The organism is Desulfovibrio sp. (genome assembly GCF_018379785.1).
GTDB lineage: Bacteria > Desulfobacterota > Desulfovibrionia > Desulfovibrionales > Desulfovibrionaceae > Desulfovibrio.
Genome location: NZ_JAGZUV010000018.1, coordinates 35,479 through 47,749, shown reverse-complemented (window position 1 = coordinate 47,749; position 12,271 = coordinate 35,479). Strand labels below are relative to the sequence as shown.

Annotated in this window: 11 protein-coding genes, 1 tRNA gene and 1 riboswitch; of the genes, 5 read left to right on the top strand and 7 right to left on the bottom strand. The window is 62.4% G+C overall.

The window, feature by feature from the left end; all coding sequences use genetic code 11:
* Positions 1 to 180: 180 nt before the first annotated feature.
* From KH208_RS05640 to KH208_RS05620, 5 genes are all read right to left on the bottom strand, one after another.
* Positions 181 to 978, bottom strand: coding sequence for an ABC transporter substrate-binding protein (locus KH208_RS05640; RefSeq protein WP_291434581.1), 798 nt, complete (start codon positions 976 to 978; stop codon positions 181 to 183).
* Between the two features lies 1 nt (position 979).
* Positions 980 to 1,840, bottom strand: a complete 861-nt coding sequence (locus tag KH208_RS05635; protein WP_291434586.1) for an ABC transporter ATP-binding protein — start codon at positions 1,838 to 1,840, stop codon at positions 980 to 982.
* Positions 1,841 to 1,917: 77 nt separating this feature from the next.
* The gene (locus tag KH208_RS05630; protein WP_291434579.1) at positions 1,918 to 3,003 is read right to left on the bottom strand and encodes an iron ABC transporter permease; all 1,086 of its coding nucleotides are present in this window, start codon (positions 3,001 to 3,003) and stop codon (positions 1,918 to 1,920) included.
* A gap of 143 nt (positions 3,004 to 3,146) precedes the next feature.
* Positions 3,147 to 3,340: riboswitch (cobalamin riboswitch) on the bottom strand.
* Between the two features lie 56 nt (positions 3,341 to 3,396).
* Positions 3,397 to 4,161, bottom strand: coding sequence for a polyphenol oxidase family protein (locus tag KH208_RS05625; RefSeq protein WP_291434577.1), 765 nt, complete (start codon positions 4,159 to 4,161; stop codon positions 3,397 to 3,399).
* Complete coding sequence (locus KH208_RS05620; protein WP_291434575.1) at positions 4,152 to 4,781, bottom strand: 5-formyltetrahydrofolate cyclo-ligase; 630 nt, start codon at positions 4,779 to 4,781, stop codon at positions 4,152 to 4,154. The genes KH208_RS05625 and KH208_RS05620 overlap by 10 nt, the downstream gene beginning before the upstream one ends.
* 72 nt (positions 4,782 to 4,853) lie before the next feature.
* On the opposite strand from KH208_RS05620, the gene KH208_RS05615 reads away from it, so the two are divergent.
* The 4 genes from KH208_RS05615 (at position 4,854) to KH208_RS05600 (ending at position 9,266) form a co-directional block, all read left to right on the top strand.
* Complete coding sequence (locus KH208_RS05615) at positions 4,854 to 5,543, top strand: metallophosphoesterase (protein ID WP_291434573.1); 690 nt, start codon at positions 4,854 to 4,856, stop codon at positions 5,541 to 5,543.
* Positions 5,544 to 5,928: 385 nt separating this feature from the next.
* Positions 5,929 to 8,508, top strand: a complete 2,580-nt coding sequence (locus tag KH208_RS05610) for an Rne/Rng family ribonuclease (protein WP_291434571.1) — start codon at positions 5,929 to 5,931, stop codon at positions 8,506 to 8,508.
* The gene (locus KH208_RS05605) at positions 8,481 to 9,098 is read left to right on the top strand and encodes an epoxyqueuosine reductase QueH (RefSeq protein ID WP_291434569.1); all 618 of its coding nucleotides are present in this window, start codon (positions 8,481 to 8,483) and stop codon (positions 9,096 to 9,098) included. The genes KH208_RS05610 and KH208_RS05605 overlap by 28 nt, the downstream gene beginning before the upstream one ends.
* A 92-nt stretch (positions 9,099 to 9,190) precedes the next feature.
* Positions 9,191 to 9,266 (top strand) — tRNA-Asn (locus KH208_RS05600).
* On the opposite strand, the gene KH208_RS05595 is transcribed toward KH208_RS05600, so the two are convergent.
* Together KH208_RS05595 and trpS are read right to left on the bottom strand one after the other, a co-directional pair.
* Positions 9,232 to 9,531, bottom strand: a complete 300-nt coding sequence (locus KH208_RS05595) for a hypothetical protein (RefSeq protein WP_291434567.1) — start codon at positions 9,529 to 9,531, stop codon at positions 9,232 to 9,234. The genes KH208_RS05600 and KH208_RS05595 overlap by 35 nt on opposite strands.
* Positions 9,532 to 9,642: 111 nt before the next feature.
* Positions 9,643 to 10,737: a tryptophan--tRNA ligase gene (gene trpS, locus KH208_RS05590; protein ID WP_291434565.1), complete on the bottom strand. Its 1,095-nt coding sequence runs from the start codon at positions 10,735 to 10,737 to the stop codon at positions 9,643 to 9,645.
* Between the two features lie 583 nt (positions 10,738 to 11,320).
* On the opposite strand from trpS, the gene KH208_RS05585 reads away from it, so the two are divergent.
* Positions 11,321 to 12,262: a DUF1566 domain-containing protein gene (locus KH208_RS05585; protein WP_291434564.1), complete on the top strand. Its 942-nt coding sequence runs from the start codon at positions 11,321 to 11,323 to the stop codon at positions 12,260 to 12,262.
* The last annotated feature ends 9 nt before the right edge of the window (positions 12,263 to 12,271 follow it).

Genomic DNA, 12,271 nt, shown 5'->3' with positions numbered 1-12,271 from the left:
CTAGGCTCAGCCCTTATTAAAACGCCGTCCGCGAAAAGCTGAATTTTTTCGGGCAGCAAGGCGCAAAGAAGAAATCGGGCGAAGCTGTATTGAACATACCGCGAGGTCAATTTCTTTTTTGCAACGCAGCTGCACGGAAAAAAGCGGCTTTGCAGCAGGCGCTTTTAATGAGGGCTGAGCCTAAGGATGGAGCCAGCGTTCCAACTCCTCCGCCGCCTCCACGGCGCGGGGGCCGGGCCGGGCGAAACGGTCCTCATCCACCACAAGCACCCGTCCCGTGCGCACGGCGCGCAAATCCCGGTAATGGGCGCGCCCGGACAGAGGTTGCGGACCGGGATTCATGGGGCCCTTCTGGATCAGGTAGGCGTCCGGATCCGCCAGGATCAAGGCCTCCTCGTTAAAGCGCACCAGTTTTTTGTCGTCCGCGACCACGTTTTCTCCCCCGGCCACGGCAATGATTTCATTGACGATGCTGCCTTGCCCGGCGGCCAGCAGATTGGGATAGCGCACTTCATAGAAAACGCGCACCGGCTTTTCCCCGGCATGCCGCGCCCGCAGCGTTGCCAGGCGCGCGCGCCAGTCCCGGATCAGCCCGGCGGCCTTTTGCCCTCGTCCCGTGAGACGTCCCAGCTTTTCCAGCACATCGAACATCTTGTCAAAAGAGTCCATCTCAAACGTCAGCACATTGATGCCCAGTTTGCGCAGGGCTTCGGTCTGCAACAGCGCCTCGCGCCGTCCGGCGAGCTGAAGCACCAGATCCGGCTTCTGAGCCACGATCAGTTCCGCATTGGGCCGCATATGGGTGCCGATGGCGGGCAGACCTGCCAGCTCCGGCAGGTGGGCGTCGGCCACGGTGCGCGCCACCAGCAGGCCGCGCGCGTCCAGGGCCAGCAGCAGCTCATTGTAGGCGCCGTACAGGGCGATGATCCGCGTGGCCGGTTTATCCAGAGTCAGCGTAACGCCCGTGTCGTCAACCACCTCAATGGGGGCCGCCCGAGCCGGGACCGGATTCAGGCCCGCCAGCAGCAGAACCAGCAGCAGAATTCTCGGCGCCGTTGCTCCACGGCCCGGAAGCGCGCCCCAGCAACGCCTGGGGCAGGCCCCAGCGCGGATGCGGAAAAACCCGGATGGGAATATCATACAGGACACTGAGTTTCTCCTCGGTAAAGACCTCGGACACAGGGCCGTCAAAGAGCACCCGGCCGTTTTTCAGGCCCATGAGCCTGGTTGCATACAAGGCGGCCAGATTGCAGTCGTGCATGGCCATGAGCACGCAGGCTCCGGCGGCCCGGCGGCGCTCCAGCAGATCAAAAAGTTCCACCATGCGGGCCAGATCCAGGCCGGCGGCCAGCTCGTCCAGCAGGAGCAGCGGGCTCTCCTGGGCCAGAGCCCGCGCCAGCAGCACCCGCTGGAGTTCCCCGCCGGAAAGCTCCCCCACGCGGCGCGCGGCCAACGCGGCGGCCCCGGTGGCGGCCAGAGCCTGTCCGGCGGCGGCGTAATCCCGCCGTCCGTAGCCGCCCAGCCAGGAGAGGTAAGGATAGCGCCCCAGCAGGACCATCTGGCGCACACTCAGGCCGGACGGGCATTCCGCGCGTTGCGGCACCACGGCCGCCAGCCGGGCGCGCTCGCGCGGGCGCAGGCCTTCCAGCGGCCTGTCCGCCAAACGTATGCCGCCGCCCTGGGGCCGCAGCACGCCGGAAATGCAACGCAGCAAGGTGGTTTTGCCGCCGCCGTTGGGTCCCAGCAGGGCCACGCTTTCGCCGCCGCGCGCCGCCAGGCTCACGCCGCGCAGCACGGGCCGTCCGGCATAGCCCGCCGTGAGATCGCGCACATCCAGCATCGGCCCTTCCAGTGGTCTGCCCACCCATCTGTCTATTGGACTCCCCATTGGTCTGTCCATTGATCGTGCGCCGTACATCAGCGCCGCCGCACCAGAAGAGCGAAAAACGGCCCGCCCAGCAGGGCCGTGACCACGCCCACGGGCAATTCCTGGCCGCCGCCCAGCACGCTGCGGGCCAGGACGTCAGCCCAGACCAGCAGCACGCCGCCGCCGAAAAAGGCCCCGGCCAGCAAAGGGCCGTGCCCCGGCCCCAGCAAAAGGCGCAGCACGTGCGGCACTACCAGACCCACAAAGCCGATCACTCCGGCCACGGCCACGCAACCGGCGGTCATACAGCTGGCCCCGGCCAACAGCCAGAAACGCGCCCGGCCCACATTAAGACCCAGTTGCGCGGCCTGCTCATCGCCCAGAGAAAGCACGTCCAGAGCCCGCCAGCCCAGACCCACGGCCAGCAGGCCGGGAATAAAGGTAGCCAGCAGCAGGGGCAGGCTGTCCCAGCCCCGGCCTTGGAGCGAGCCCAGAATCCAGAACACGATGCTGGTCACGGATTCCTCATTGAGAGCCTTGACCAGGGCCACCAGGGCCCCCAGAAAGGCGGCTACGGCAATACCCGCCAGAATCACGCTTTCACGGCTGAAATCCCCCTTGCCCCGTCCCAGCCAGAGCGCGCCGCACAGGGCCAGCAGGGCTCCGGCCAGAGCGGCGGGAGCCACCAAACCGGCCTGGGTCGCCCCCGCCGCATGGCCCAGGACCCGTCCCAGCCACAGGCCGAACCCGCCGCCGACGCCGCCCAGGGCGATAGCCATGCTGGCACCGCAGGCCGCACCGGCGGAAATGCCCAGAGTGAAAGGGTCGGCCAGGGGATTGCGCAGCACGCCTTGCAGGGCCACGCCGGCCACGGCCAGGGCGCCGCCGCAAAGTGCCGCCAGACAGACCCGCGCCAGACGTATCTGCCCCACTACCAGGAGTTGGGAGGCGTCCACCGGCGCGGCGGCCAGGCCCAGGCTCGCGGCCAGCGCGCGAAAAACCTCATCCACGCCCAGCGGGAACGGCCCCGGCAGGCAGGCCAGCGGCAGAGAACATAGCCAGAGCGCCGCCAGCCCGGCCAGGGCAAGGCAAAGGGACCGCGTCCGAGGCGGCCGGGAAAGGGCGTCTAGGTGCATATCATATGGGGCTATGCGGACAAAAAAAGCCTCTTCCATACCTGGAAGAGGCCCGTATTTCCTCTGCCTGACCGGCAAAAACCCGTTGCCGGAGAATATCTCACGCCGGAGTAGTTCACTTTTTCAAAGTTAATCTGCTCCAGGAGCGCAAAAATGGGCACGGCAGGTCTTCCGGCTTGATCCCCTTGCCCCGGCCTTCCCGTTTCCAGTGGCACAAAATGGGGCGCGGTTTGCGGATCTCACGGCGGCGGGTCCGCTCCCGTTTTACACGGGATTCCCTTTTCAAGCCGTTCCGCGTTGTTCCGCCGATCCGGCTACCGTTGCCAGAGGGCACATTAGGCGCGGCGCGCGGCCCTGTCAATGCGGCACGGGAAGACGCGCGACGGGTCAGCCTCAGGCCGTGATCCAGATCAGGCTGGCCTGACGGCCGGATCTTTTTTCCCGCCGGTAGGAGAAAAACTGCCCGTTGTTGGAAGCAGTGCAGAGATCCAGGCCGTAGATTTGGCGCTCCGGCAGACCGGCCCGTTGCAACTGACGGCGGGTCAGCCCCCAGAGATCCATGGTCCGCGTTGCCGGGTCGAACCAGGGCCGGAAGCCGTCGCTCCATTCCCGTTCGAAGTTGACGAACTCCGCCCGCGCAGGTCCCAGGCTGGGGCCGCGCACGGCCAGCAGGTCGCAAGGCTTGAGACCATAGCGCGCGCAGAAGCGGGCCACGCCCGTGCCCGGAAAATCGCAACGGTTGCCCCGCCAGCCCGCGTGCAGGGCCGCCACATGGCGACCGCTCTTGTGCGCCATCAGAATGGGCTGACAGTCGGCGGTCTTGATCAGCAGGCCCAGACCGGGCCGGGATGCGGCCATGCCGTCGCCGTCCGTCGTGGGCCGGGTCTCGCAGGCCACGGCTTCCGGCTCAAAGAGCAGCGCATCGCCATGCACCTGATTGAGCTCCGCCCAGGCCGTGAGACCGTGCGGCTGCAAGGCCGCCAGCAGATCGCGGCGGTTGCCCGTCACATGGTCCGGATCGTCCTCCGTGCTGAAGGAAATATTGCCGCCGTCATAGCCGCTGCGGTACGTGCCGCCGGGGATGGCGGCCCGGACCTGAAAGGCGCAGCGGACATTCTCAACACCGGGAAACTGAAAAGGAATGTAGCTTACAGACACAGAAACTGCTCTTCCGTGCAGAGATACTGCACGCGTTGATCCCACTGTTCCAGGGGCAGGTTTTTGGCAACCTGGAAGGCGAAGCACAGGCCCACGCGCGGGCAGGCCGGTTCACTGTCCAGAAAACGGTCATAATACCCGCCGCCGAAGCCCAGGCGGCCGCCGTGCAGGTCAAATGCCAGACCAGGCAGCACCAGCAGATCCGGCTTAAAGGCCTTGCCCGCCTCTTCCGGCCCGAAGCCCGGCAGCCCGTCCTCGGGCTCGCGCAGGCCGAAGGGGCCGGGCCGCAATTGTTCCGGCCCCGTGCAGGCTACAAAGTCCATGATCCCCGCTTCGCCGGGCCGCACGCGCGGCAGCCAGACCGTGCGCCCGCTCTTCCAGGCGGCGTCCAGCAGCTTGTCGGTGGACAATTCGCCCTTGAGGGCCACATACAGAGCCACGGAGTGCGCGTTGCGCCAGCAGTCGGCCTCAATCAGACGCCGCTGGGCCTCCAGGCTGCGCGCCCGCGCCAGCCCCGGCGGCTGGCGGCTGCGCAGCTTGCGGATATGCTCCCGCAGGGCGGCCTTGCGCGCCGCGACGGGTTCCTCGGACATGGGGGATTCGGGAGATGTGGGAAGCATGGCGGCTCTTTCCATCCGTGGCGAGTTATGGCAAGATTGCGACACCACTCTTATAACAAAGGATAGGACGCCATGCCAAGCGCCGATACGCGGGATTACCTCTGGATAGCCGTGGGCGACATCCACGACGACCCCGCCTGTTTCCATCGGATTCCGGAACTGGCCCAGGCCGACGGGATCATCGTCACCGGCGACTTGACCATCACCGGCGGCGTCAAGCAGGCCGAACTGGTCATGGAGGTTCTGCGCGCCCACGATCTGCCGGTCTGGGCCCAGATCGGCAACATGGACCGGCCTGAAGTGGATGCCTGGCTGAGCGAACAGGGCTGGAACCTGCATACCGTCACCCGCGAACTGACGCCGGACACCGCCATTTTCGGCGTGGGGGCCTCCACGTTCACGCCCTTCGGCACGCCCAGCGAATTCCCCGAATCCACGTTCGCGGCCTGGCTGGATGCCTGCTGGCAGCGTGCCCGGCGCTATCCGCACACGGTGCTGGTTTCCCACAATCCGCCCAAGGATACGGCCTGCGACGTGATCCCCGGCGACGTTCATGTGGGTTCCACGGCGGTGCGTGAATTTCTGGAGGAAACCCAACCCGACATCTGCCTCTGCGGCCATATTCATGAAGCCAGAGCCGTGGACCGCGTGGGCCGCACCGTGGTGGTCAATCCCGGCGCGCTGGCCCAGGGCGGCTACGTGCTGCTGCGCTCCAACTCGGGGCAGCTGTCCGCGGAACTGCGCGTGCTGGAAAACTGCTGAGACTTCGCACCCGTCTCCTTTCTCCCCCCTGCGCTGAAAGCGGCTGAAGGCGAGGGCCGGAGGCCCTTCTTGCATATTTTCACAAAAGACGTATTCTAGAGAAGATTAATTCTGAGGTGTTACAATCTCAAAATTTTGAAAGCGCCCGCTCCGGCACATCACAGCGCAAATAACTTCCGCTTATGCCAGCGACGGGCGGCTGCCTCCGCAGCTGCCAGAGCAATTTCACTTTGAAACGGCTCTATTGAATAAGGTCCGGTATGTCCTCGGCAATTGCGCGCCTGCAACGGCGCTGCTGCCGTAGCGCTCCATGCGGAGTTTGACAGGCCGGGCTCACAAATTTTTTCGCGGCGCTGTTCTTCAGATTGCCGCCAGAAGGATTTTCATGACTACTGACCAGGATTTTCCCGTGGCCTCGTCTTCGGCTACGGATGGCGCAAGCCAGGACCGTTCCGCTGTTGTTTCCCCTGTTTCTCCCGCACCCGCAGACTCCGCCGCTTCCGGCGAAGCCCCCGCCCCCAAGCGCCGTACGCCTTCCCGCAGTACTAAAAAACCGGCCGCCAAAACAGCCCGCGCTCAGGTCAAGAAGGAGACCGACACGCCGACGGCTGGCAGCAAGGCCGCGGAAAAGGCCGACGCCGTGGCCGCGCCCAAGGCGCGGGGCGGCAGACGCACGGCTGCCAAAAGCCCGGCCCAAGCCCCGGAAGGCGGCGAAGACAGCCCGACCAAGGCCAAACGTGCCCCGGCCCAGCGTGCGGGCAAAGGCCGCCGCAGCGCCACGGCCAAAACCGGCATTGCCGAAACCGGCGCGGAGACGACTCAGGCGGCAGCCGCAACGCAAGCCCCGGCAATCGAGGAGAGCCCTGCGGAAACCCCCGATAAGCCTGCCAAGGCCGCTCCCAAGCGCGGCCGCAATAACACGACGCGCGGCAGTCGGGCGAAAAAAGCCCCGACATCCCTGACATCCCCAACGTCCATTGACGCCTCCGCTGCCCCTGCCGAAGCCGACACGCCATCACCCCAGGCTGAAAGCCGACAGACCGCCCCCCTGACTGACGCCATGACGGCCAGGACTCCCAAAGAAATCTCCCGGCCGGAGAGTCTCCCGGAGAAAACGACGGAACAGGTTGCATCCTCCACGACGGACGCCGAAGAAGCCGCCGCCGGAAACGAAGACGACGGCAACGCTGAAGGGCCCCGGCGTAAAAGTCGGCGCGGACGGCGCGGCGGTCGCGGTCGCAACCGCAAAAACCGCCAGCCCGCCACGGACGAGATGAGCGCGGATGACGCCGCAGCGGACGAAAGTATGGACGACCCGGCTGCGGAACGCACGGGGAACGCCGACGACGAAGCTTCTGATGAAGTTGACGCCGCTGCCGAAGCCCCCGTTGGCGAAGGCGGCATGCCCGCTTCCAAGGGGCGCGGCAAGAGGGGCAAAAGCGTCCAGAACGCCGAGGACGAGGACGGCAAAAAATCCACAGCGCGCGCCACGGCGACCAAGGCCAAAGCCGGAGCGGCCACGGGCAAAAAGCGAATGTTCATCAGCGTGTTGCCCGGCGAACAGGTGGAAGTGGCTCTGGCCGAGGAAGGCTGCCTGCTGGAATACTACCTGGACATGCTCCACCAGCGCAAAATCAAAGGCAATATTTACAAGGGCGTCATCCACAACATCGACACCAATCTCCAAGCCGCTTTTGTGAGCTACGGCGCGGGCAAGAACGGCTTTTTGCAGATTGACGAGATCCACCCCGAATACTGGCTGGCCCATCACGAACCGGCCAAAGGCAAGAAGTTCCCGCCCATCCAGAAGGTGCTCAAGGCCGGTCAGGAAGTGCTGGTGCAGGTGGTCAAGGAGCCCACAGGCAACAAGGGCGCGTTTCTGACCACCTGGCTCTCGCTGGCCGGGCGTTTTCTGGTGCTCACGCCCGGGCAGGAGCAGATCGGCGTTTCGCGCAAGGTGGAAAATGACGAGGAACGCGCCCGCCTGCGCGAGATGATGAACGGCATCGACCCCGGCCAGGGCCTGGGCGTCATCGTGCGCACGGTGAGCGCCGGCACCACCAAGACCACCCTGAAGAATGATCTGCAATATCTGAAACGCCTCTGGCGCGACATCCGCAAAAAAGCCACGGAAATATCGGCCCCGGCCCTGATCCATCAGGAGCCCGGCCTCTCCGAACGCGCGGTGCGCGACTACCTCACCGACGACGTCTGCGAAATCTGGGTGGACAACGAGGAAGTGGCCCAGGGCATCCGTGATACCGTCAGCCTGCTTTTCCCGCGCAAGAAAGATCTGGTGCGCCTGCACGGCGACATCCGCCAGTCCATGTGGGAGCGTTTCAATCTGCGCCGCCAACTGGACCAGATCTATTCCCGCGAAGTGCTTCTGCCCTCGGGCGGCCGGTTGGTCTTTGACCAGACTGAGGCGCTCATGGCCGTCGACATCAACTCGGGCAAAATTTCCGGCAAGGGCAATTTTGAGGCCATGGCCTTCAAAACCAATATGGAGGCCGCCGAAACCATCGCCCGCCAGCTCAAGCTGCGCGACGTGGGCGGCCAGGTGGTCATCGACTTTATTGAAATGCGCGACAAAAAGCATGTGCTGGACGTGGAGAAAACCCTGCGCCAAGCCATGAAAAACGACCGCGCCCGTCACGACGTGGCCCGCATGAGTTCCTTCGGCCTGTTGGAGCTGGTGCGCCAGCGCATGGGTTCCTCAGCCCTGGCTATCACCATGGAGCCCTGCCCGGCCTGCGGCGGCACGGGTCAGCGCCGCAATCTGGAATGGCAGGCACTGCAGGGGCTGCGCGAGCTGCGCCGCATGCTGCGTGCCACTAACGGCGAAAAATGCACCTTTGAAACCACGCGGGAACTGGGCCTGTATCTGCTCAACCACAAGCGCGACAGTCTGCGCGAAATGGAGCAGGACTTCGGGAAATGCCTGGAAATAGCGATTCGTACCTAGCACCGAAGCCCGAAGACAAGAGTCTGCTGCTGCACGTCTGCTGCGGGCCGTGCGCCATCATGCCCATCACCCGCCTGCTGGACGAGGGCTTTGCGGTTACGGCGTGGTTCATGAATCCCAATGTCCAGCCCCTGGCCGAATATCTGCGCCGCCGTGAAGCCGCCGGAGAGTGCGCGGCGCGTCTGGGCGTGAATATCTTGTACGCGGACGAGACCTGGAACATCACGGCATGGTTGCGCGCCGTGGCCGGACGGGACGAAGCCCCCGCGCGTTGCGCCTATTGCTGCGAAAGCCGCGTGGAAGCGGCGTTCGCCAAGGCCGCCTCTCTGGGTTTCGCCTGGGTCAGCACCAGCCTGCTCTACTCCCGTTACCAGCCGCACGAGGTCATTGCGGCGGCGGGCCGCCGCCTGACCGCGCCAAGCGGCCCCGGCTTCGTCTACCGTGACTTCCGCACGGACTGGCAGGCAGGCATCGACCGCTCCAAGGACTGGGGCTTGTACCGTCAGCCCTACTGCGGCTGCGTATACAGCGAGGCGGACCGCTACCGTAAAAAACTTGAACGCTGTAAACAAGAGACGGCCAAAAACTGATTTTTACAGAATTATATAGATTTTTGCAGAAACCTATATTTTCGCTTGACCTCGCGGGTGCTTTTCCGTAAAAAGTTTTTTGCCTTCAGCGATCCCCGATAGCTCAATTGGCAGAGCGGGTGACTGTTAATCACTAGGTTGGCGGTTCAAGTCCGTCTCGGGGAGCCAAAAAATGATAACCCCTTGAGGAATCAAGGGGTTTTTCATTTTTCCAGAGCATTTCAAAGTTGATCCGCTCTGGAAAAGCAAAGCAGGCGACAGCATCAAGATTGAAACGGACGGGCCGGACCCGGCCATGGCCGCAACCGCCGGCAAATAACGCCGGGAGGAGTGCCGGGGACGGCGAAAGCGCCCGCATTCCCCCTGACGCTCCTCCCGTATCTGCCACACGCTGATAAAAAGCCCGGTATCTGATTGCAAAAATTTCGAGCATGGTATGCTCTCAATTTTTGCAGGAGCGCCAGCGAAAAACGTGGTTTTTCGCTGACTCGCGGCGGCTGCGCCGCAAAGCGGGTTTTGTGTGTCTAACTTTTCAAATGAGACATTAGTCCATCCGGCTTCTGAAGCGCTCCGCCTGATCAGCGATCAGTTCCTTGTCCTCAAAATAGTTAATCTTCATGGCCCGCTTCATGGCGGACAGGGTTTTCGCCGCCTTCTTTCGGGCTTTGCGGCTTCCCTCTTCCAGTATCCGGTATACCGCGGGGATATCTTTGGAAATCTCCTTACGGCGTTCACGGATGGGACCAAGGATCTCCTGGAGCACACTGTTCAGGAAACGCTTTACCTTCACATCGCCCAGGCCGCCACGGGCATAATGGGCCTTTAGTTCACCCAGATTTTTATACTCGGGCAGATATTTCTCGAAATGCTCATCCCCGCAACAGGCATCCAGGTAAATGAAGACCGGATTGCCTTCGACCTGTCCCGGATCCTCCATTCTCAGGTGATTGGGATCAGTGAACATGGACATAATCTTCTTCTTCACTTCCTCTTCGGAATCAGACAGATAGATACAGTTTCCGAGAGATTTGCTCATCTTGGCCTTGCCGTCGGTGCCCGGAAGGCGAAGACAGGCCTCGTTGTCCGGAAGAAGAATGGCCGGCTCCACAAGCGTTTCTCCGTACACCGCATTGAATTTGTGCACGATCTCCTTGGTCTGCTCAATCATGGGCGCCTGATCTTCGCCCACGGGCACGGTTGTCGCCTTGAAAGCGGTAATATCCGCCGCCTGGCTGATGGGATAGGTAAAGAAACCGACCGGAAGGCTCGTTTCAAAATTGCGCAGCTGGATTTCAGACTTCACTGTCGGATTACGTTGAAGCCTGGAGACTGTTACCAGGTCCATGTAGTAAAAGGCCATCTCGCAGAGTTCGGGCACCTGCGACTGAATGAACAAAACGGATTTTTTCGGATCAAGCCCGCAAGCCAGATAGTCCAGCGCCACTTCAATGATGTTCTGGCGTACCTTTTCCGGATTGTCCGCATTGTCCGTCAGGGCCTGGGCATCCGCAATCATGATGTAAATTTCGTCAAACTCTCCCGAATTCTGGAGCTCCACCCTGCGTTTTAAAGAACCCACATAATGCCCTATGTGAAGTCGTCCTGTGGGGCGGTCGCCTGTCAATATGATCTTGCCCATCTGTATATCCTCTCGTTTCCTGGTATCGGGTTGACGCACAGCATACCTCGAACCAACGAATGTCTGACTGCAAGAATCTCGAGCATGGCCATGCTCTCAATTTTCGCTGACGCACGGCGGCTACGTCGCCGCCCCCCCCAAGGGGCTGTGGGTCCAATTTTTCAACTCAGACACGAGGCTCGAATTTTTCGCTGACCATATCCTTTATATTCTATCCCAATTCGTGGATGCCGTCCATACTACCATACTAATCGACTGTGATTCATATCCCTTGCTTGCGGGAATATTTCAGCAATTCAGAACGCTATGACATCCCGGAAACAAACTATGTGATATCCGTACGGCGACTGCCCTCTACGAATACCGCGCCTCCTTCAACCGGATATAACAGGGACTGAACCTGGGAAAATACTTGCGGGAGAATAGCCGACGGAAGCGAACACGGCGGAACACATGCCGGGCAGTTTTTTAGAGCGGTTCATGCATGAACCGCTCTAAAAACATACCGGGTCATGATATAGCCCTTTTTTATCGCTCCGCTTTGCGTTAACATCAGAGCAACGCTTTTGTACCAAGGAAAATCATGTATCCCCTACTGTTGGAAACCGATCAAATCCATTGCTATGACACTGCCGGAAAACGCATAGACTGTACGGGCTCGGGCTCAGGTTCCGAACAAGACGCCGCGCGGCCCAAACATCTCCGGCCCGTCGCAGGCCGTTTTCAGACTCAGGGCGATCTGGTGCGGGACAGCCTGAGCGGCGCGCTCTGGACCCGCAACGCCAATCCCGCCGACTTTCCGCTCAACTGGGAGGAAGCCCACGCGCTGGTGGCGGATATGGCCGCCCGTAAGGTCCACGGCTGCGCCGACTGGCGGTTGCCGCCCCGTCGGCTGCTCTTTTCCCTGCTCAGCCATCAATATATCAATCCGGCCCTGCCCCAAGGGCACCCCTTTGCCAACGTCTTTTCCGGCTACTACTGGACCGCCGATACCTGCCACCGCCTGCCGGAACAGGCCTGGCACATTCATCTGGGCGGCGGCCGGGTGACCCGCGTCCGCAAGGACGAAGCCGCCCTGGTCTGGCCGGTCTGCCTGCCGAAAACAGAAGATGCCGCGCCTCTCTTTTCGCCCGGGAAGCGTTTTGCACTGGATGGCGACTCGGTGCGGGATCAACTTACAGGTTTGATCTGGAGCCGGAATGCCGATCCTCTGGGCCGCCCCCTGCCTTGGGAAGAAGCCCTGGCCGCCGTGGACGGACTCAACCGCGCGGCTCAGGACAGGGCCACGGACTGGCGCATGCCTAATATCAGGGAACTGGAAAGTCTGGTGGACCTTCAGGCCGACTCCCCGGCCCTGCCCGCAGGGCATCCTTTTACAAACGTGCGCGACGTGTACTGGTCGTCCACCACCAGCGTCTATGAAGCCCGTTACGCCTGGGCGCTTTACAGCCGCGACGGCATGGTGGGCGTGGGTTTCAAGCCTGACACCGGTTTTCATCTCTGGCCGGTGCGCGGCAAGTGCTGAGAACTTCAA

Bases quoted from the DNA above. Each gene is read 5' to 3' on its own strand.
- KH208_RS05630 (WP_291434579.1), bottom strand. From the start codon at position 3,003: ATGCACCTAGACGCCCTTTCCCGGCCGCCTCGGACGCGGTCCCTTTGC.
- KH208_RS05605 (WP_291434569.1), top strand. From the start codon at position 8,481: ATGCCTGGAAATAGCGATTCGTACCTAGCACCGAAGCCCGAAGACAAG.
- KH208_RS05615 (WP_291434573.1), top strand. From the start codon at position 4,854: ATGCCAAGCGCCGATACGCGGGATTACCTCTGGATAGCCGTGGGCGAC.
- KH208_RS05635 (WP_291434586.1), bottom strand. From the start codon at position 1,840: ATGCTGGATGTGCGCGATCTCACGGCGGGCTATGCCGGACGGCCCGTG.
- trpS (WP_291434565.1), bottom strand. From the start codon at position 10,737: ATGGGCAAGATCATATTGACAGGCGACCGCCCCACAGGACGACTTCAC.
- KH208_RS05595 (WP_291434567.1), bottom strand. From the start codon at position 9,531: ATGCTCGAAATTTTTGCAATCAGATACCGGGCTTTTTATCAGCGTGTG.
- KH208_RS05620 (WP_291434575.1), bottom strand. From the start codon at position 4,781: ATGCTTCCCACATCTCCCGAATCCCCCATGTCCGAGGAACCCGTCGCG.
- KH208_RS05610 (WP_291434571.1), top strand. From the start codon at position 5,929: ATGACTACTGACCAGGATTTTCCCGTGGCCTCGTCTTCGGCTACGGAT.
- KH208_RS05585 (WP_291434564.1), top strand. From the start codon at position 11,321: ATGTATCCCCTACTGTTGGAAACCGATCAAATCCATTGCTATGACACT.